Origin of the sequence: Lentzea sp., assembly GCF_036380075.1 — a bacterium.
GTDB lineage: Bacteria > Actinomycetota > Actinomycetes > Mycobacteriales > Pseudonocardiaceae > Lentzea.
In genome coordinates, this window is sequence record NZ_DASVFL010000207.1 from 33,850 (window position 1) to 53,223 (window position 19,374).

The 19,374-nt window shown below is 69.1% G+C and carries 16 protein-coding genes and 1 tRNA gene; 8 read left to right on the forward strand and 9 right to left on the reverse strand.

Annotated elements, in window-relative coordinates; all coding sequences use genetic code 11:
* Window positions 1-34: 34 nt before the first annotated feature.
* The gene (locus tag VF330_RS22545; RefSeq protein WP_414675428.1) at window positions 35-1,162 is read right to left on the reverse strand and encodes an ROK family transcriptional regulator; all 1,128 of its coding nucleotides are present in this window, start codon (window positions 1,160-1,162) and stop codon (window positions 35-37) included.
* A gap of 193 nt (window positions 1,163-1,355) precedes the next feature.
* Between VF330_RS22545 and VF330_RS22550 the strand changes: the two genes are divergently transcribed.
* A complete protein-coding gene (locus VF330_RS22550; RefSeq protein ID WP_414675427.1) occupies window positions 1,356-5,588 on the forward strand; it encodes a GH92 family glycosyl hydrolase in 4,233 nt (1,410 codons plus the stop codon).
* Window positions 5,589-5,847: 259 nt separating this feature from the next.
* Here the strand turns inward: VF330_RS22550 and VF330_RS22555 are convergent, their stop codons facing one another.
* Window positions 5,848-6,756 (reverse strand): cation diffusion facilitator family transporter, encoded by a 909-nt coding sequence (locus VF330_RS22555; RefSeq protein WP_330853631.1) that lies wholly within the window; start codon window positions 6,754-6,756, stop codon window positions 5,848-5,850.
* A 149-nt stretch (window positions 6,757-6,905) separates the two neighbouring features.
* On the opposite strand from VF330_RS22555, the gene VF330_RS22560 reads away from it, so the two are divergent.
* Window positions 6,906-6,977, forward strand: a tRNA-Arg gene (locus VF330_RS22560).
* 225 nt (window positions 6,978-7,202) lie between these two features.
* Window positions 7,203-7,994 carry a hypothetical protein gene (locus VF330_RS22565; protein ID WP_330853632.1) on the forward strand — a complete coding sequence of 264 codons (792 nt, stop codon included), beginning with the start codon at window positions 7,203-7,205 and terminating at the stop codon, window positions 7,992-7,994.
* A 74-nt stretch (window positions 7,995-8,068) separates the two neighbouring features.
* Here VF330_RS22565 and VF330_RS22570 read toward each other — a convergent pair whose 3' ends face one another.
* From VF330_RS22570 to VF330_RS22580, 3 genes are read right to left on the reverse strand one after another with little or no spacing between them, the layout of a single operon-like run.
* Window positions 8,069-8,443, reverse strand: coding sequence for a hypothetical protein (locus VF330_RS22570; RefSeq protein WP_330853633.1), 375 nt, complete (start codon window positions 8,441-8,443; stop codon window positions 8,069-8,071).
* 1 nt (window position 8,444) lies between these two features.
* Window positions 8,445-9,137 carry a hypothetical protein gene (locus VF330_RS22575; RefSeq protein WP_330853634.1) on the reverse strand — a complete coding sequence of 231 codons (693 nt, stop codon included), beginning with the start codon at window positions 9,135-9,137 and terminating at the stop codon, window positions 8,445-8,447.
* 42 nt (window positions 9,138-9,179) lie between these two features.
* Window positions 9,180-9,485, reverse strand: a complete 306-nt coding sequence (locus tag VF330_RS22580; protein WP_330853635.1) for a hypothetical protein — start codon at window positions 9,483-9,485, stop codon at window positions 9,180-9,182.
* A 98-nt stretch (window positions 9,486-9,583) separates the two neighbouring features.
* Between VF330_RS22580 and VF330_RS22585 the strand changes: the two genes are divergently transcribed.
* Window positions 9,584-9,880, forward strand: coding sequence for a hypothetical protein (locus VF330_RS22585; RefSeq protein WP_330853636.1), 297 nt, complete (start codon window positions 9,584-9,586; stop codon window positions 9,878-9,880).
* A gap of 30 nt (window positions 9,881-9,910) precedes the next feature.
* On the opposite strand, the gene VF330_RS22590 is transcribed toward VF330_RS22585, so the two are convergent.
* The gene (locus tag VF330_RS22590) at window positions 9,911-10,393 is read right to left on the reverse strand and encodes a MarR family winged helix-turn-helix transcriptional regulator (RefSeq protein WP_330853637.1); all 483 of its coding nucleotides are present in this window, start codon (window positions 10,391-10,393) and stop codon (window positions 9,911-9,913) included.
* Between the two features lie 64 nt (window positions 10,394-10,457).
* Here VF330_RS22590 and VF330_RS22595 point away from each other — a divergent pair, with 64 nt between their 5' ends.
* The gene (locus VF330_RS22595) at window positions 10,458-11,909 is read left to right on the forward strand and encodes an LLM class flavin-dependent oxidoreductase (protein ID WP_330853638.1); all 1,452 of its coding nucleotides are present in this window, start codon (window positions 10,458-10,460) and stop codon (window positions 11,907-11,909) included.
* 57 nt (window positions 11,910-11,966) lie between these two features.
* Entirely contained in the window at window positions 11,967-12,467 is a 501-nt protein-coding gene (locus VF330_RS22600; RefSeq protein WP_330853639.1) for a hypothetical protein, read from the forward strand.
* On the opposite strand, the gene VF330_RS22605 is transcribed toward VF330_RS22600, so the two are convergent.
* From VF330_RS22605 to VF330_RS22615, 3 genes are read right to left on the reverse strand one after another with little or no spacing between them, the layout of a single operon-like run.
* Complete coding sequence (locus tag VF330_RS22605; protein ID WP_330853640.1) at window positions 12,464-14,554, reverse strand: M6 family metalloprotease domain-containing protein; 2,091 nt, start codon at window positions 14,552-14,554, stop codon at window positions 12,464-12,466. The two genes, VF330_RS22600 and VF330_RS22605, sit on opposite strands and share 4 nt — an antisense overlap.
* Window positions 14,555-14,608: 54 nt before the next feature.
* A complete protein-coding gene (locus VF330_RS22610) occupies window positions 14,609-15,922 on the reverse strand; it encodes a HAMP domain-containing sensor histidine kinase (RefSeq protein WP_330853641.1) in 1,314 nt (437 codons plus the stop codon).
* Window positions 15,919-16,584, reverse strand: a complete 666-nt coding sequence (locus VF330_RS22615; protein WP_330853642.1) for a response regulator transcription factor — start codon at window positions 16,582-16,584, stop codon at window positions 15,919-15,921. Before VF330_RS22615 ends, VF330_RS22610 begins: the two co-directional genes overlap by 4 nt.
* A 151-nt stretch (window positions 16,585-16,735) precedes the next feature.
* Here VF330_RS22615 and VF330_RS22620 point away from each other — a divergent pair, with 151 nt between their 5' ends.
* Together VF330_RS22620 and VF330_RS22625 are read left to right on the forward strand one after the other, a co-directional pair.
* Complete coding sequence (locus VF330_RS22620) at window positions 16,736-17,953, forward strand: bifunctional glycosyltransferase family 2/GtrA family protein (RefSeq protein WP_330853643.1); 1,218 nt, start codon at window positions 16,736-16,738, stop codon at window positions 17,951-17,953.
* On the forward strand, window positions 17,950-19,374 hold a 1,425-nt coding region (locus VF330_RS22625), incomplete at its 3' end, for an ArnT family glycosyltransferase (RefSeq protein WP_330853644.1). The genes VF330_RS22620 and VF330_RS22625, both read left to right, overlap by 4 nt.

A 19,374-nucleotide genomic window follows, 5' to 3' on the forward strand; every position in this document is an offset into this window, starting at 1 on the left:
AGTGAACTACCAGGTGAGGTGCACTCGACTACTCTCAGAGAGTCACTTCAAAGACCAGCTCGCGGGCAGCCTCCAGGCCCATCGCGACTGCTCCGGACAGCACCGCGCCGTCCCCCAGCGCTCCCGCGACGACCCGCGGCGCCAGCGGCGTCATCGTGCGCAGCGCCCTCTCCAGCGGATCGAGCAGCAGGTCGACGTTCGACCCGATCCCGCCGCCCAGCACGACCAGTTCGGGGTCGATCACCGCGGCGACCGAGGCGACGAGGAACGCGAGCCGTTCCGCCTCCACCCGCACGACCTCCACCGCGGAGGCGTCACCCGACCGCGCGAGCCGGAAGACGTCCCGCGCCGACCGGGCCGTCAGCCCGCACTCCCTGGCCAGTGCCACCACGGACTCCGCCGCCGCGACCTCCTCGAACCGTCCACGGTGGACGTCCGAAGTGGACTTATCGAACGGCAGGAACGCGACCTCGCCCGCGGCTCCGTGCGCACCGCGGAACAGCTTGCCGTCCACCACGATGCCCATGCCGACACCGGTGCCGACCGTCGCGCACACGAACACGCGGGCTCGTTGGGCGGCGCCGTACACGTGCTCCCCCAGCGCGGCCAGGTTCGCGTCGTTCTCCACCACCAGCACCGGCCCGAGCGACGACTCCAGGCCGTCGAGCACGCCGGCGGACTCCCAGCCGGGCAGGTTCGGCGCGTGCCGCACGACCCGCGAGCGCTGGTCGATCACACCGGGACTGCCGATCACCTTCACGACGACGTCGGTCAGCGCGAGCCCGGCGTCCGCCACGGTGCGCGTCGCCAGGTCGGTCACCGTGCGCACGAGGGAGGCGGCCGACCGGCAGCGGTTGCGCTCGTCCACGCGCGCCACCACGGCACCGCCCAGGTCGGCCACGGCGACGCGGATCCGTTCGCGGCCGATGTCGACGCCCAGCACGTACCCGGCCGCCGGGTTGGGCTCGTAGACCACCGCCGACCTGCCGGGACCGGTGGTCGTGCGGCCCGTCGGGCGCACCAGGCCGTGGCGTTCGAGGTCGGCCAGCGCCTGCCCGACCGTCGGCTTGGACAGCCCGGTGTCCTTGGCGACCTGAGGACGGGTGGCGGCACCCAGACGGCGCAACCGGTCCAGCACAGCGCGTTGGTTCAGCACGCGCATGCCCGCGGGTGTACCCACCTCTGGCGGCTTGCGGTCGGTCACCTGCCCCAGTCTAGATCTTGATCGCCCACGTCAGAGAGCAACTGTTGAAAGGACAGGTTGCGCGACAATTCCCGTCTTGTCCCTTGACAACGATGTCACGTGCAGAAACGCTCCGTCCCAAAGGGGCAGGTCTGGCGGCGGAAGGGTTGCGATGAGGCAACTGGGGAAGAGACGAACCAGAACTCTGTTGGGTGTCGCGATCACTGCGACACTGGTGTGCGGCGTCACCAACGGCTACGCGGCCGCCGCACCAGAGGAGCAAGGCGTGGGCTTTTCCTCGTCCTTTGAGGACGGTCAACCACAACCGTCCTGGGCCAACACGGTCGAGACCGACGCGGCCGGCAAGCCGAAGTCGGCGGGCGTGATCGGGTCGGACGGCTCCGGCATCCCGGGCAACGTCTCGGACAAGGTGCTCGAGGTCAGGGCGAACGGTGAGAACACCGACGGCGGCGAGGTGAAGGAGAACCTCGTCGACGGCAGCGTCAACACCAAGTGGCTGGTCTTCGCCACGACCGGCTGGGCGTCGTTCCGCTTCGCCGAGCAGCAGACCATCCGGAAGTACGCGCTCTCGTCGGCCAACGACTCCCCCGAGCGCGACCCGAAGAACTGGACGCTGCAGGGCTCGAACAACGGCACGGACTGGACCGTCGTCGACACGCGGACCGGCGAGACGTTCCCCGAGCGCTTCCAGACCAAGACCTACGACATCGCGACGCCCCAGGCGTTCTCGCAGTACAAGCTCGACGTGACGCTGAACAACGGCTCCACGAACATCGTGCAGCTCGCCGAGGTCCAGCTCTCCGACGGCACCACCACGCCTCCGCCGCCGAACATGCGCAGCGTCGTCGGCAACGGCCCGACGGGCGGCTACACGGCCAAGTCGCGGGTCGGCTGGACGGGCGTCAAGGCGTTCCGCGCCCAGGGCCGCCACACGGCCGACGGCCGCGCGTACAGCTACAACAAGGTCTTCGACGTCGACGTGAAGGTCGGTGCCAAGACCGAGCTGTCGTACATGGTCTTCCCGGACTTCGTGACCGACAACCTGGACTACCCGAGCACGTACTCGTCGGTGGACCTGGCGTTCTCCGACGGCACGTACCTGAGCGACCTCAAGGCCGTCGACCAGCACGGCGCCGTGCTGTCGCCGCAGGGCCAGGGCGCGGGCAAGTTCCTCTACACGAACCAGTGGAACAAGGTGGCGTCCACGATCGGCGCCGTCGCGGCCGGCAAGACGATCAAGCGCGTCCTGGTCGCCTACGACGGTCCGAAGGGCCCGACGGAGTTCGGCGCCTGGTTCGACGACATCCGCATCGGCGACGTCGTCACCAAGCAGTACGCGAAGCCGTCGGACTACGTGCTGACCACGCGCGGCACGAACTCGAACGGTTCCTTCTCGCGGGGCAACAACTTCCCGGCGACCGCGGTACCGCACGGGTTCAACTTCTGGACCCCGATGACCAACGCGGGTTCGATCTCGTGGCTCTACGAGTACCAGCAGCGCAACAACGCGCAGAACCTGCCGACGCTGCAGGCGTTCACCGCGTCCCACGAGCCCAGCCCGTGGATGGGTGACCGCCAGACGTTCCAGGTCATGCCGTCGACCATCGCGCCGACGCAGGACCGCGCTCTGCGCGCGCTGCCGTTCAAGCACGAGAACGAGGTCGCGAAGGCGCACTACTACGGCGTGACCTTCGAGAACGGCCTGAAGACCGAGATCGCGCCGACCGACCACGCGGCGGTCTTCCGGTTCACGTTCACCGACGACGGCCAGAAGAACCTCGTGTTCGACAACGTCAACAACTCCGCGGGCCTCACCCTGGACGCGGCGAACGGCGTCGTCACGGGCTACTCGGACGTGAAGAGCGGCCTGTCCACCGGCGCGACCCGCCTGTTCGTCTACGGCAAGGTCGACAAGGCGGTCACGGCGAGCGGCCGGCTGACCGGCGCGGGCCGCGACAACGCAGGCGGCTACTTCTCGTTCGGCGAGAAGACCGTCGAGCTGCGGATCGCGACGTCGCTGATCTCGGTCGACCAGGCGAAGTCGAACCTGGAGCAGGAGGTCAAGGGCTCCGACACGTTCGAGTCGGTGCGCGACCGCGCGCAGGCCGCGTGGGACAAGGTGCTCGGCATCCTCTCCGTCGAGGGTGCGTCCGAGGACCAGCTGATCACGCTGTACTCCAACATGTACCGGCTCTACCTCTACCCGAACTCGGGCTTCGAGAAGGTCGGCGACAAGATCCAGTACGCGTCCCCGGTGGCGCCGGCGGTCGGCGAGAACACGCCGACGAAGACCGGCGCGAAGATCGTCGACGGCAAGGTCTACGTCAACAACGGCTTCTGGGACACCTACCGCACGACCTGGCCCGCCTACAGCTTCTTCACCCCGTCGCAGGCGGGCGAGATGGCCGAGGGCTTCGTCCAGCAGTACAAGGACGGCGGCTGGATCTCGCGCTGGTCGTCCCCCGGCTACGCCAACCTGATGACCGGCACGAGCTCCGACGTCGCGTTCGCCGACGCCTACCTCAAGGGCGTCACGAACTTCGACATCAAGGCCGCCTACGACGCCGCGGTCAAGAACGCGTCCGTCGTGCCGCCGAACCAGCAGGTCGGCCGCAAGGGCATGGACCGCTCGGTCTTCCTCGGCTACACCGGCAACGACCAGCTCGACGAGGCGTGGTCGTGGGCGATCGAGGGCTACGTCAACGACTTCGGCATCGCGTCGATGGCGAAGGCGCTGCACGAGAAGACGGGTGAGAAGCGCTACGCCGAGGAGTACGAGTACTTCCTCAACCGCGCCCAGAACTACGTGCTGACGTTCGATAAGCGGATCGAGTTCTTCCAGGGCCGCAACGTCGACGGGTCGTGGCGCGTCGAGGACCCGGCGAAGTACAACCCGCAGGACTGGCGCTACGACTACACCGAGACCAACGGCTGGAACATGGCGTTCTCGGTGCCGCACGACGGGCAGGGTCTCGCGAACCTGTACGGCGGGCGGGAGAAGCTGGCGCAGAAGCTCGACTCGTTCTTCACCCTGCCGGAGACCGCGAAGTTCCCCGGCGGCTACGGCGGCGTGATCCACGAGATGATCGAGGCGCGGGACGTGCGGATGGGCCAGTACGGCCACTCCAACCAGCCGTCGCACCACATCGCCTACATGTACAACTACGCGGGCAAGCCCTCCGGCACCCAGGAGAAGGTGCGGGAGATCCTGTCGCGCTTGTACGTGGGCTCGCAGGAGAGCCAGGGCTACGCGGGCGACGAGGACAACGGCGAGATGTCGGCCTGGTATCTGTTCTCGTCGCTGGGCTTCTACCCGCTGCAGATGGGCAAGCCGGCCTACGCGATCGGCTCGCCGCTGTTCACCAAGGCGACCGTCACCCTCGAGAACGGCAAAAAGCTCGTCGTCAACGCGCCCAAGAACAGCTCGAAGAACATCTACGTGCAGGGCGTGAAGGTCAACGGCAAGGCGTGGAACAAGACGTCGCTGCCGCACGACGTGCTCGCGGCCGGCGCGACGATCGACTTCGACATGGGCCCGAACCCGTCGAAGTGGGGCACGGGCGTCAACGACGTCCCCGACTCGATCACGAAGGGCGACGCGGTCCCGGCCCCGTTGCGCGACGTGTCCTCGGGCGTGTCGACGGCGGCGCTGGTGGACAACAACTCCGGCACCTCCGCGGTGGTCCGCTCGTTCGACTTCAAGGCGGCCGACGCCAAGGAGAAGGCGGAGTTCTACACGCTGACGAACGCCAAGACGGGCACCTCGCCGTCGGCGTGGGAGCTGAAGGGCTCCTACGACGGCAAGACGTGGGCGACCGTCGACAAGCGCTCCGGCGAGAACTTCCAGTGGCAGCAGTACACCCGGTCGTTCAAGATCGCCTCGCCGGGCCGCTACAACTTCTACCGCCTGGAGTTCTCCGGTGACGTCGCGCTGTCGGAGTTCGAGCTGCTGTCGAAGCCGCTGCCGGCACCCGCCACCACGGTGACGGGCACGGTCAACGGCCCGTTGCAGGTCAAGGGCGTGACCTATGTGGACGGCGCCACCATCAGCGGCCCGGTGACGGTCGCGCGGGGCGCCACGCTGTACGTCTTCGGCGGCGAGGTCAAGGGCCCGATCTCGGCCTCGGACGCGTCCTCCGTGGTGCTGGTCGGCACCAAGGTGAACGGTCCGGTGTCGGTGAACGGCTCCTCGGCCGAGGTCGCGGTGGAGAACACGTCGGTCAGCGGTCCCGTCTCGCTGACGTCGAACAAGACCAGCTCGGTCGTGGCGTTCTCCACGGTCGGCGGCCCGTTGTCCTGCACCGGCAACGAGCCGGCGCCGGTCAACAACGGCTTCGCGAACGACGTGAAGGGTCCGAAGGCAGGACAGTGCGCTGGGCTGTAACGCCCAACTGAGGGTCGCTTGAGGGAGAAGCCGCGTTCCGTCACGGAGCGCGGCTTTTCTCATTCACCTGAAAGGAGCTATCCGCTTCGGACATACTCCGATGAGATTCAGCGGTTCATGCTGCGGTGACGGGGAGGCTGTTGTGGTGCCGTTCGAACGAGGCCGTGTCTGGGTAGCGGTTCCGAACCCTCGCACCGAGACCGTTCCGTCACGAACGGGAACCCCGTCCACGAAGGACGACCTCCGCGACCTCCCGGCATCACCAGGAAAGCTCCCGGCACCGCTGCGCTGACGAGCCGCCCTCGACCTGCAGGGTCGCGTGCTCGATGTGGTACTTGGAGGCCAGCAGGGCCTGCGCCGCCTTGAGCACGTTCTCGTGGTCGGCCTTCTCGGACGTCGTGAGGTGCGCGGAGGCCACCTCCATGCCGCTGGTGAGCGTCCACACGTGCAGGTCGTGGGCCTCGGTGACCCCGTCGATCTGCCCGAGGGCCGCCTGCATCTCCGTCACGTCCAACCGCTCCGGCGCGTGCTGGAACAGGATGTGCAGGGCGTTCTTGGCCAGCCCGTACGTCCGCGGCAGCACCCAGACACCGATCAGCACACCCATGATCGGGTCGGCGTACTTCCACCCCGTCGTGATGGTGACCAGCGCCGAGATCAGCACGCCCACAGACCCGATGAGGTCGGCCAGCACCTCGAGGTAGGCCCCCCGGACGTTGATGCTGTCCTTCGCGCCTTCCTTGAGCACGCTGAAGCTGACGAGGTTGGCGACCAGACCCGCGCTCGCGGCGATGAGCACCGGCCACCCCGGAACCCGCGGCGGGTCCTGGAACCGCCCGACGGCCTCGTAGATGACATATCCCGCCACGCCGAACAACAGCACGGCGTTGGCCAGCGCGGCGAGCACCTCGGCCCGGTAGAAGCCGAACGTGCGGTTCTTCCCCGCCTTCGCCTTGCGGGCGACCATGATCGCGGCGAGCGCCATGCCGACACCCAGCACGTCGGTGAGCATGTGGGCGGCGTCCGAGATCAACGCGAGCGACGATGTGGCGAACCCGACTACGAACTCCACCACCATGAAGACCGCGCCGATGCCGAACGCGACCCACAACTTGCCGGCGTGCTGCCCGCTCGCCGACGCCGCCCCGTGTCCATGGCCGTGACCCATGCTCCGGAACATATAGCGATATGCGCATGAGTGCAATCCGGCCTATTCCCTCTCACCCGATGTCGTGACGGAGACCACGTTCGCGCGGTTGGAGGGGTGGGTGTCGATGAGGGTTCGCGGAGTGCGCTAGGATCTTCTTCGTAGCTACGGCCCCCGTAGCTCAGGGGATAGAGCACCGCCCTCCGGAGGCGGGAGCGCAGGTTCGAATCCTGCCGGGGGCACCGAAGTCGAAGGCGATCTGTGTTCGCGGAGTGCGCGAACCGGGTCGCCTTCGGGCGTTTTCTGGGGGCCGAGCCCCCAGACCCCAGCCGGGGGCGAGCCCCCGGACCCCTCGTAGGTGACCACTCGGACCATGTTGGTGCGACCCCTGGAGCTGGCACGATGTGGTGAAGGGGCTCGTGCTCGTCGGACGCGCGTTTCCTTTTCCGGCTCGAGGATTGGACGCAATGGGACGCTCGTCGGTGTTCACGTTCCAGTACATCGCGATCGACACGGAGGCCGGTGTCACGCCGGAGGAGTTCGAGACCTTTGTGCGGGCCGAAGGCGTTCACCTGCCCCTGTACCCGGGGTGGCGGTGGACCCTGCTGCGCGGGTTGCGCGGCGAGCGGACCGGGCAGTACCTGATGTTGTGCGAGATCGGGAGCGCCGAGCAGCGCGACCGCTACGTCACAGCGCGGGGCGAACAGACCGAGCTGGCCCAGGAGTTCTGGGCGCGACACCCCGAGGCGGAGGCCGTCCTTGCGCGCTGGCGGCGACTGGGCACGTTCGGCGAGCTGCCGACGTTGTTCACCGACTACCGGCTACTGGCCGACAACCCGCGGAGCACGGTCACGCCCGGCCCCCGCTATCGCGACCGCCCGGGAGAGAAGCCCGTCGCCCGCGTCATCGGCATCCACAACCTGGCGCTGCGCGCCGGCGTGACCGAGGAGGTGTTCGACCGCTTCATCGCCGAGAACCACCACCGGATCGACGACTACCCGGACTGGCGGTTCCACGTGCTCAAGGGCGAGCGGGGCAACCGCCTCGACCAGTACGTGATGATGATGGAGATAGCGAGCCTGGACGCGCTGGACGTCTTCTACCCGGAGCCCGACATCGCGACCGGCGAGGCCGCGACGTTCGCGGCCGCTCACCGCGACACCAAGCAGATGTACGAGGAGTGGAAGCAGCTCGCGTCGTTCTCGGGTTCGCCGCAGATCTACACGGACTACCTCGCCGTCGCGGAGAACCCGGCGTAGCCGTGCCGGCAGGTGAGGCGGTCGATCCCGTCGCACCTGGGCCGCCTGGCACCTTCACACGCAGCGTTCGAAGCTCATCTCGCGGGCTGTAGATAGCCCGTGTCGCCGAAGTCGTCGTCTTCCGGTGGTTCGGGCTCGGCGAGTCGCGTTCGCAACTGGTTCAGTCGGCGTTCCCCTTCGGCGGCGAGACGTTCGCGCTCCTCTTCCGGCATCTCCTTGAACCGTTGTGCCGCCTCCCTGACCCCAGGCGTGAGAGCTTGGTCGAAGAGCGGGCTCGCGACGGCTTCCCGCAGACCGCGGCGGCCCGCCAGCACGTCGTCCACGAGCTTGCCGAAGGCCGGGTCTGGCGAGCGGTCTCGAAGGATCGCCAGCGAGTCCCGGAGAACTCGGGAGCGGGCCGCGTCTCCGCGGGCGATGTCGAGAAGCGGCTCCGGTGAGGGCTTGGTCATCTCAGGCTCCGGGGTGGTCGTAGGCGCCCTTGGGCAGCGGGTGGTCCTTCATGTCGTGCAGCAGGCTGAGATAGCCGGCGATCGTGCCGGTGACGCCGGTGCAGATCGTCCAGGCCAGGCCGTGGGCCTTGCAGATGTCGCCCCACACGGAAATCGCCTTGGCCGCGGTGGCGACCATCGCCGCCCCGCCCGCGACGGCGCCGACAACCGTCCAGGACGAGGCGGCGGTGGCTGCGGCCTCGATCGCCCAGGCGATCACCAGGTCGAGCAGCAGCTCCAGCGAGCTGACGATCGTCTTCGCCACGCCCCAGACGCCGAACGCGGCCTGTTCGAACTGGTGGCCGGTGCTGTTCAGCGCGTTGATCTGCGCGCGGAGAGCGGCCGGCAACTGGTCGAAATAGGCATGGGCGGCGGTGGCGGCGTTACCTTCCCAAGCCTTGAACATCGTGTCGGAGCCACCTGTCACAGCAGCCGCGAAGGTCTCGTTGAACTTGCCCAGGTTCTTCAACGCGCTTCCGGCTCGGGCCACGGCTTCCCAGTCACCGGCGATCTCCTCGGCGATCCACTCCGCGGGGTTCACCCCGAACAGCGCGTCACAACCGACGAGAACCCAGTGGCCGAGGCTGAAGTAGTCCGGGAAGGAGAGGATCTTGTCGAACGTCTCCGGGATCATCTGTTCGCTGGTGGGCGCCACCAGCGCCGACGACGGTGTGGTCACGCGGGTACCTCCCGGTCACTAGGCGGGATAGGTGGCGTCGAGTCGCCGCTCTTCGCGGTCGTCGGTGGCGCGGTACATCCGAGCGGAATTGTGGAGTTCCTGAGCGGACTTCGCGACGACGTCAGCCAGACGGTCGAGGGAGGCGGAGACCGCGGCCTTCGTCTCGTTGTTGGCGTTGGCGATGTTGGCGAACATGCGCGCATCGCCGTAGTCGTAGGACAGATGTTTGTGGAGATAGCCCTTCGCGGCTGTCACGTCGGCGACGAGTCCTTCGAGGACGGTCGCGAAGCTGTCGATGCTCACCGGATCAGTCTTGAACGACATCGCACCCCACCTGCCTTGACCTGACGGTGTTCAGTTGATCACGTAAGGTAACCGAGCCGCGCACAACCCGCTCGGCGACCGAGCGAGAAGAGGTGGACGTGGCAGGTGCTCACCGGTGGGGGCTTCTGTTCCGCACTCTGTGGATCGCCGTGTTCACGCCGATCCTCATCGGGCTGCTCGTGGGCGGGATCTTCGGCCACTGGGTCTTCCTGCTGGTGTTCCTGCTCTGGCTCGGCGCGCTGGCCTGTGTGCTGAGGGCCGAAGCGCTCAACGCCCGAGCCCGATCCCAGGCGACTCCCGGTCCCGGGCTGCTCGGCGCACGGGCCGGATGGGGACTGCTCGCCCTGGTGCTGATCTTCGGCAGCGCCGGGTTGGTTCGAGCGGTCGTCGGCTAGCAGCCGAGAAGAAGGGCGCAAGCCGTTCGGCTAGGGCGTGCCGGCGGCGATGTCCTGCACGACCGCGCAAGCGCTCGGCACCGGATCCAGCTCGTTGACGTGCCCGGCCAACCGGCAGAGCAGCGCCTTGAACGTCGAGCGGTCGTCGGCGGGCAGGCTGGACAGGACGTGGGCCTCGGCGTGCGCCAGGCGCTGGTCCAGCTCAAGAAGCCGGGCCCGCCCCTCGGGAGTCGCCACGACCAGGCGGGTGCGGCGGTCGGTGGGGGCCGGACGGCGCTCGACCAGGGAGGCGCGTTCCAGGTCGTCCAGCAGGTAGGTCATGACCGTGCGGTCTATGCCCAGCTGCTGACACAGGGCGGACTGGCTTTCCGGCTGGTCGCGGACCGACGCGGTGAGGATCTGGTAGCCGCGGTGGCCGCCGGGGAGGTCGCCCACGGCGGCGTTGGTGGCCTTGACGTAGGCGCGGAAGACCACGCCCAGGGTCCAGCCGAAGTCGTCCGACAGAGCCGTCACCCGGCCAATGATAGCCACCACAGAACGTCTGTTGAGCAGAACATCTGCGTGGCATACTTTCGGCATGACAGATTATGGCCACCCGGTCGAGTTCGGGGTGTTCCTGGCGCCGACGGCCGAACGGTTCGAGAGCACGCTTCGGCTGGCGAAGGCCGCTGACGTGCTGGGGCTGGAGTTCGTGAGCATCCAGGACCACCCCTACAACGCGACGCACCTCGACACGTGGACGTCGTTGGCGGTCATCGCTGCCAGCACGACCAACGTCCGGGTGTTTCCCAACGTGGCCAACCTGCCGTTGCGGCCGCCTGCCGTGCTGGCGCGCGCTGTGGCGAGTTTGGACGTCATCACGGGTGGGCGGGTCGAGCTGGGGCTCGGGGCCGGGGCGTTCTGGGACGCCATCGTGGCCATGGGCGGGCCGAGCAGGACGCCTGCCGAGTCGGTGAAAGCCCTGGAGGAGGCCATCGCGGTCATCCGGGCGTTGTGGACGCCTGGCCGCGGAGCGCGGATCGAGGGTGAGCACTACTCGCTCGGCGGGGCGCGACCCGGGCCGTTTCCGGCGCACAACGTCGGGATTTGGCTTGGGGCGTACAAGAAGCGGATGTTGCAGCTCACCGGGCGTGCCGCCGACGGGTGGTTGCCGTCGAGCCCCTACGCGCCGCCGGAGCAGCTCGGGGCGATGAACGCGATCATCGACGACGCGGCGCTCGAGTCGGGACGAGCGCCCGCGGACGTCAAGCGGCTCTACAACATCTCGCCCGGCTTCACGGCCGAGCAGCTCGCCGGGCTGGCGCTCGAGCACGGCATCAGCGGGTTCATCCTCATGGTCGAGACCGAGGACGAGCTGCGGGCGTTCGCGGAGGAGGTCGCGCCGGCCGTGCGGGAGCTCGTGCGGAAGGAGCGGGAGGCGCTCCCAAAAGCGCTGGGCGTGACGCCCACGCCTGACGACGGGAAGCGGCTCTCCGCGGAGACCTTGTGGGACGAGTCGAAGCGCCCGCGCGGTCCGAAGCCGGAGAAGAGCGCTGTCTACACGGCGGCCGGGCGGGCGCACAGCCGGCAGCTCGTCGGTGTGCACAACCACCTGCGCGAGGAGCTGACGAAGATCCGCGACGTCGTCCGGCAGGTCGCGGACGGCATCACGGACATCGGTGACGCGCGGGACGAGATCAACGCGATGACCATGCGCCAGAACAACTGGACGATGGGCGCCTACTGCGAGACCTACTGCCGGCTCGTCACCATCCACCACACGCTGGAGGACCGCAGCCTCTACCCGCAGCTGCGGCAGGGGGACGCGCGGCTCGGGCCCGTGCTCGACCGGCTCACCGAGGAGCACCAGGTGATCCACGAGGTGCTCGAACGGCTGGACGCCGCGCTGGTCAGCACGGTCGCCGAGCCGAAGCGGATCGCGGAGGTGGCGGAGGCCGTCGACCTGCTCACCGACACGCTGCTGTCGCACCTGTCCTACGAGGAACGCGAGCTGGTCGAACCGATGGCGCGCATTCCGTACCACTACTGAGTGCACCTTGGCGTGTGCGGTGGAGCGCGGAGCGCCTCTGCCAACAGACTGGGGCTCGTGGACACCAGGAAGCGAGTCGATCCAGTGCGGCGCGGTCGCACGATCCTGGGTGCGTCGCTGCTGCTCACGGCTGCCATAGCCGCCACACGGGCGGTCGTCGGGCTCGTCACCTCGAACGAGGCCGAGCAGGCCATCCGGGCGCAGAAGGGCCACGACATCACGGTCGCGCTGCACCAGGGGCTGACGTACACGTGGCTCGCGTTCGCGGTGCTGACGGCGATCGCCGCGCTTCCGTTGCTGCTCAACGGGAACGGCCGGACGTTCGCGGCCGGGGTGACCTACGCGCTCGGGATGCTGTTGCTGTTGCTCGGTATCGGCGTGCCCGCGCCGGTCTCGCCGGTCAGGACGCTGACGTGGTTCGCGTGCGGGGCGATCCTGCTGTCGGCCTGTTTCGTGATGCTGACGTCCGGACCAGTTCCGCAGCAACAGCAGCAACAGCAACAGCGGCGGAGAGGTGCTCCGAGCCGGCCGAGACCGGCCCGGAGCAGGTACCGCTAGCCGGTCACCGTGCAGGTGGCGGTCGCGGTCTTCGCCGGGTTGCTCTCCGACACCGCGGTCAGCGTCACCTTGGACATGACCTGCCCACTGCCCCGCAACGCGTGCACCGGCACGTCGACGCGGGCGCCGAACTTGGCCGTGGCCAACGCGTTCGGCACGGACACCGACCACCCGTTGGAAGCCGTCGCCGTCACGCGGTAGACGTCGCCGTCGAGGTACTGGTCGACGGGCTCCGGGTGCTGCGAGCCGGGGGTGGCGGCGCGGCCGGTGTTGGTCAGCGGGAAGCGGCACGTCGCCACGCCGTCCGAACCGGCACGGGCGGCGGTGGGCGTGACGCGCACGCCGCGCTGCTGCGGGCCGGCGCCGTCCAGCGAGCGGACCGCGACCGTGTACGACAGGACGCCGCGCGAGTCGCGTTGCAGGTCCAGCACGTAGAAGTGCAGGCGGTTGGCCTGGTCGACGAACTCGAACTCGCTGCCGGAGCCGGTGCCCGCGTGGAACAGGGCGTCGGACAGCTGGCGGTAGTCGCCGATCGTGATCGGGACCCTGGTGCCGTCGGGCAGGACGTAGTCGGTCATGCCGATGTCCTGCGGGTTGGCGTCGATCACCCACGTGAACGGCGCCGCGTCGGCGTTCTTCGTCTTGGCCAGCAGCACGCCCGAGTCCGGGGTGAACGAGTCGGCGCCCATGCGGTCGACGACTTCGAGCGTGTAGTTGTTGTAGCCGCCGCCGTCGCAGAACGGGTTCGTCGAGACGTTGCACGACGGCGTCTTGTCGCCGGTGCCCAGCGCGAGGTTGATGCCCGTCAGGCCGGACGTGCCGGGGTTGACCTCGCGGGCGGTGATCTTCGCGATGACCGTGCCGGACCCGGCCAGCGCCTCGCGCGAGAGCCGCAGGACGTTCTGCTCGTCCACGATCCCGAGCTTGATCCGGTTGCGGAACGTCTGCTGCGCGCCGAGCGACGCGCCGCCGGTCGCCGGGATCGTCCACCGCGAGTGCGGGCCGCCGGGGCCGTTGAACGAGCCGCGCGACAGCATGTCCCACGGGCCGCTGTAGTCACGGCGCGGTGGGCTGCCGTACGGGTTGTTGTAGTTGTCGCCGATGCCGAGGATGTGGCTCAGCTCGTGCGCGTACACGCCCTGGCCCGAGCTCTCGGCCTGGGTGGACGAGCCGCCGCCCGCGTTCGGCCAGATCGCCGAGCCCGCCGCCCACGACGTCCAGTCGACGTAGCGCGTGGCCGACCAGTTCGGCAGGGCCGGGTCCGGCGGACCGAAGTCGTCGGTCACGTCCTCCTTGGCCCGGAACTTCATCATCCCGAACTCCTGCCAGGTGCCGGACTCGTCCTGGCCCGCCGACAGGTAGTAGGTGAAGTCGAAGCCCGCCGGCACGTCCGCGCCGACGGCCGCGACCCAGGCCGCACGGCCGTCGGTGCGGATGTTGCGGTTGCAGTTGTCACCGGCCGGACATCCGGTGCCGCCCTGGAACTCCATGGCGTACTCGTGGTCCTTGCCCGGCATCGTGTACGGGCCGAACGCCTTCAGGTCGACGCCGTAGCGCCCGCCGGAGGTCTCCATCCAGTACTCGTGCACGGTGTGGCCGCGGTTCAGGGTGCCCGGCTTGTTGAGGAAGTCCTGGTAGAACTGCCCGACCTGCGCCCGCGGGACGTTGCTCGCCTCGGTGCTCGGGTTGCCGAACACCGTGGAGTTGCCGGGCTGCGTCACGACGAACGGCTGGTTCGGGTAGTCCAGCAGGACCAGCGCGCCCTTGAAGGTGCGCACCGAGCCCTTGACCGACGGGTCGGCCCAGTTGGTGCCGGGGATCTTCTTGTAGTCCTTCTCCCACGTCATGTGGTCGGGGTTGACCCAGTTCTGCGGGTCGATCGGGCCGGGGAAACCGTTCTGCGCGAAGACGCGCGCGGTCTCACCCGACTGCTGCCACGGCTGTTGCTGGGGCCAGTGGTCGTACTGCCAGTGGTTCGACGGCTGCTGGTCGGGGGAAGGGGCGGCGGCGGAGTTGCCGGCGGTGACCATCGCGACCGAGAGGAACGCGGTGATCAGCAGGGCAGGGCGCCGGTGTCTGCGGTCCATCCCACCACCGTGGTGCAGGACGGCCCCCGTGAACCACCGCCGATCGTCTGCTGCTCAACGGGATTCGGGCAGCTGGACGAACACGGACGCGCCGCGCGGCCTGGGCACGAACCGCACCGTGCCGCCGTGCACCCGCACGACGTCCGCGACGATCGCCAGTCCCAGGCCGGATCCGGGCAGGCGGCGGGCGTCGGGCGCGCGCCAGAACCGTTCGAACGCCGACCGCCGGTGCTCGAACGGGAGTCCGGGACCCTCGTCGCTGACGGTCAGCCAGCCCGGCCGGGAGCGGACGGTGATCGTGGAGCTGGCCGGGGAGAACTTCACGGCGTTGTCGAGCAGGTTGAGCACGCTGCGTTCCAACGCGCCCGCGTCGCCCGTGACCGACCAGCCGGCGTGGTCGACGTCGAAGACGTGGTCGTGGGCACGGCTGCGGGCTCGTTTGACGGCCCGGTCGATGACGGCGGGCACGTCGACGGGGTCCTGCGCCAGCTCGCGGTCGTCGCGGGCGAGCACGACGAGCTCGGTGACGAGGTCGCTGAACTCCTGGCTCTGGGCCTGGAGGCGGTCGAGGACCTCGCCGCGCTGGGGCAGCGGACGGCCGGTGCGCTCGCTGCGGACCAGCAGGTCGATGTTGGTGCGCAACGAGGTCAACGGTGTGCGCAGCTCGTGCGCGGCGTCGTTGACCAGGTCTCGCTGACGGCGTCGCGACTCGGCCAGCGCCGCCGTCATCGACGTGAACGCACGGCCCAGGCGCCCCACCTCGTCCCGGCCGGAGACCGTCACCGGCGTGGTGAGGTCCTCGGTGCGGGCGATGTGCTCGGCGGTCTCGGTGAGGTGTTCCATCGGGGCCAGCGCCCGGCGCGTCAGCCACAGGCCTCCCGCGGCGACGACCACCGCGCCCAGGACCGCCACGCCCACCAGGACACCGGCAAGGGTGGCCAGGGTGGTGTCGATCTCGGCGGTACTGCGGCTGAGGATCAGGACCTCGCCGTTCTCCAGCGGTTGCAGCAGGACCCGCGCCTCGGCACCGGACTCCGTCACGCCGTTGCGGAAGGCCGGCGTCGTCACGAAGTCGTCGGCCGACGTGACGACGGGGTCGACGCCGGGTGGCGCGCAGCTGCGGCCGTCGAGGCCCAGCGTCTGGATGCCCTGCAGGACCTGGCGAAGGCCCTCCGCCGGGAAGCTCGCGTCGCACCGGATCTTGATTCGCGGCGGCGGAAGGCTCGCCTGCAACGACTTGTCGAGCTGCGAGCGCAGGTTGTGCTCGGTCGCGAGCCAGGTCACGACGCTGATGCCCGCGATCGCGACCGCCACGACGAACGCGGTGATCAACGCGAGCTTGCTGCGCAACAGGACCGGGCGCGTCACGGCGACTCGCGCAGGATGAAACCCATGCCCCGCACGGTGTGCAGCAGGCGCGACCGGCCGCCCGCCTCGGTCTTGCGGCGCAGGTAGCCGATGTACACCTCGAGCAGGTTCGTACCGGGGTCCTTGCCCCACACCGCGTGCTTGAGGTGGTTCTTGGTCAGCAACCGGTCCGGGTCGCCCAGGAACACGGCCAGCAGGTCGAACTCGGTCGGCGTGAGGTCGAGCCGCTCGCCGTCCCGCACGACCTCGCGCGCGTCCGGGTCCATCCGCAGGTCGGCGAACTCCAGGAGCCGCGGCACCGGGCGGTTGCGGTTCTGCTTGAGCAGCGCGCGGACGCGAGCCAGCAGCTCCTCCAGCGCGAACGGTTTGACCAGGTAGTCGTCGGCGCCGGCGTCCAGGCCGGTGACCCGGTCGCCCAGGGCGTCGCGGGCGGTGAGCATCAGCACGGGCAGGCGCTCCCCCGCCGCACGCAGCCGCCGGCACGCCTCCGAACCGTCGAGAACGGGCATCATCAGGTCGAGAATGGCCAGGTCAGCACCGGTGAGCCTGGTCAGGGCCTCGGCACCGTCCGCGGCTGTGGTGACCTCGTAGCCCTCGAACTCGAGACTGCGCCGCAGACTGTCCCGCACGTCCGGGTCGTCGTCCACCACGAGCAGTCTCATGGCGATGACGGTAGAACCGGTGCCTGTGAGCCAGCTGTGCATCGCCGCTCTCACGAATCTCTCAGCGCCGGCCAAGGACGTTCTCACGACGGCGTCAGCACGCTCGGTTGCACAACGGTCACTTCGGTGTCCACAGTGGAACGGAGAGCTCATGGCGGTGATCACCGCGCAGGCCACGGGAACAGTCGACATCATGATCCCCGTCTACAACGAGGAACGCGCCCTGCCCGGCTGCGTCGAGGTGCTGCACGAGTTCCTGAGCGAGCAGTTCCCGTTCGACTGGTCGATCGTCGTCGTCGACAACGCCAGCACCGACCGGACGCTGGAAGTCGCCGGGGACCTCGCGAAGAAGTACGAACGGGTGCGCGTGCACCACCTCGACCGCAAGGGCCGCGGGCTGGCGCTGCGGGAGTCGTGGGGCTCCAGCGAGGCCGCGGTCGTCGTCTACATGGACGTCGACCTCTCCACCGGCCTCGACGGGCTGCTGCCGCTGGTCGCGCCGCTGCTCAACGGGCACTCGGACCTCGCGATCGGGTCGCGGCTCGCACCGGGCTCGCGGACGGTGCGCGGACCGCGCCGGGAAATCGTCTCGCGCGCCTACAACGCGTTGATCCGGCTCACGCACGGCGCGAAGTTCAGCGACGCCCAGTGCGGCTTCAAGGCCGCCCGCACCGACGTCATCCGGCCGTTGCTCGGGCAGGCTCGTGACGAGGCGTGGTTCTTCGACACCGAGCTCCTGCTGCTGGCCGAGCACAACGGCCTGCGGGTGCACGAGGTGCCGGTGGACTGGATCGAGGACGTCGACAGCCGGGTCGACGTCGTCGGCACCGCGATCGACGACGTCAAGGGGCTGGTCCGGGTGGCGAGAGCGAAGGCCAACGGCACCGCGCGGGTCTCCGGCCTGCCGCGGCGGCCGGAACCGAAGGCGATCCACCCCGACGCCGTGCTGAGCCGCAGCGAGGGCGGGCTGTCGTGGCAGGTGCTGTCGTTCGCGGTGATCGGTGTGATCTCCACGCTCGCGAACCTGGCCCTGTACGGGGTGTTCCGGCTGTGGTGGTCGGTGCTGGCGGCCAACCTGGTGGCGCTGGTGATCACGACCCTGTTCAACACGGAGGCCAACCGCCGCTTCACCTTCACGGCCCGCAACACCACCCGCGGCAAGACGCACCTGCAAGGGTTCGTGGTGTTCGGTCTCTACTACGCGTTCACCTCGGCCGCGTTGCTCGTGCTGCACGCGGTCTCCCCCGACCCGCCCCGCACGCTGGAACTGGTGGTGCTGCTGGGTTCTTCCGCCCTGGGCACGGTGGGGCGGTTCTTCCTGCTGCGGAGCTGGGTGTTCCGCCGCGCCGAACGAAAGGACCCCGCATGACCGCCACTGCCGAAGTGGCCGCTCCGGCCGGACGACCGGCCGGAGCACAGCAGTCCCGTTGGCACGTCTGGGTTCTCGTCGCGATCTGCGTCCTCGCCGGCGCGCTGTACACGTGGGCGATCGGCGCCGGGCAGATCGGCAACTCGTACTACTCGGCCGCCGCGAAGTCGATGTCGACGTCGTTCACCAACTTCCTGTTCGGCTCGTTCGACCCGGCCGGCGTCGTGACGGTCGACAAGCCGCCGATGGCGTTGTGGCCGCAGGCGGTCGCGGTGTGGATCTTCGGTTTCCACGGCTGGGTCGTGCTGCTGCCGCAGGTCGTCGAGGGTGTCGCGGCGGTGTTCCTGCTGCACCGCACCGTCCGGTTGTGGGCGGACGAGAACGTGGCGCTGCTCGCGGCGTTGATCTTCGCCCTGACCCCGATCACGGTGGCGATCAACCGCGACAACAACCCCGACACGTTGCTGGTGCTGCTGCTGGTCGCGGCCGCCTACGCCCTCACGCGGTCGGTCAGGTCCGCGGAGAGCAGGCCGCGGACGAAGTGGCTGCTGTGGTGCGCCTTCTTCGTCGGCTGCGGGTTCCTGACCAAGATGCTGCAGGCGTGGATCGTGGTGCCCGGCTTCGCCCTCGCCTACCTGATGGGGTCGTCGGCGCCGGTCAAGCGGCGGGTCCTCGACCTGCTCGCCGCCGGCGGGGTGCTGGTCGCGTCGTCGTTCTGGTGGGTGGCGCTGCACGCGTTCTGGCCGGGCTCCAAGCCGTACATCGGGGGCAGCACGGACGGCGGCGCGTGGGACCTGATCATCGGCTACAACGGGCTCGGCCGGGTGTTCGGCGGGAGCGGCAACCTCGGTGGCGGGTCGATGGGCCGGATGCCACCCGGCCAGGTTCCTGGTGGGCAAGTTCCAGGCGGGCAGATGCCTTCGGGACAGCTGCCGGGCGGGATGGAGTTCGGCGGCGGGCCCGGCGGTGGCGCGATGTTCGGCGGTCAGCCCGGTGCCACGCGCATGTTCGACGCCGCTGTCGGCGGGCAGATCTCGTGGCTGCTGCCGTTGTGCCTGATCGTGCTGGTCGCCGTCTCGGTCGCGGGCGTGCTGCGGTGGCGCCGCGGGGTGCCCGGCGATGCCGCCGAGCGCGCGGGCTGGTTCCTGTGGGGCAGCTGGCTGCTGGTCACGGCGGTGGTGTTCAGCTTCGCCCAGGGCATCTTCCACCCGTACTACACGACGATGCTCGCCCCGGCGGTCGCGGCGATCAGCGCGGCCGGGCTGGTGATGTTCTGGCGTGCCAGGAGCTTCGTGCGGTTCCTGCTGCCGTTGTCGGTGGCGGTCACGGCGGTGTGGGCGTACGTCGTGGTCTCCCGCGACACGGCGTTCCACGGCTGGACGCGGTGGGTGGTGCTCGGGGTCGCGGCGGTGGCGATCGTC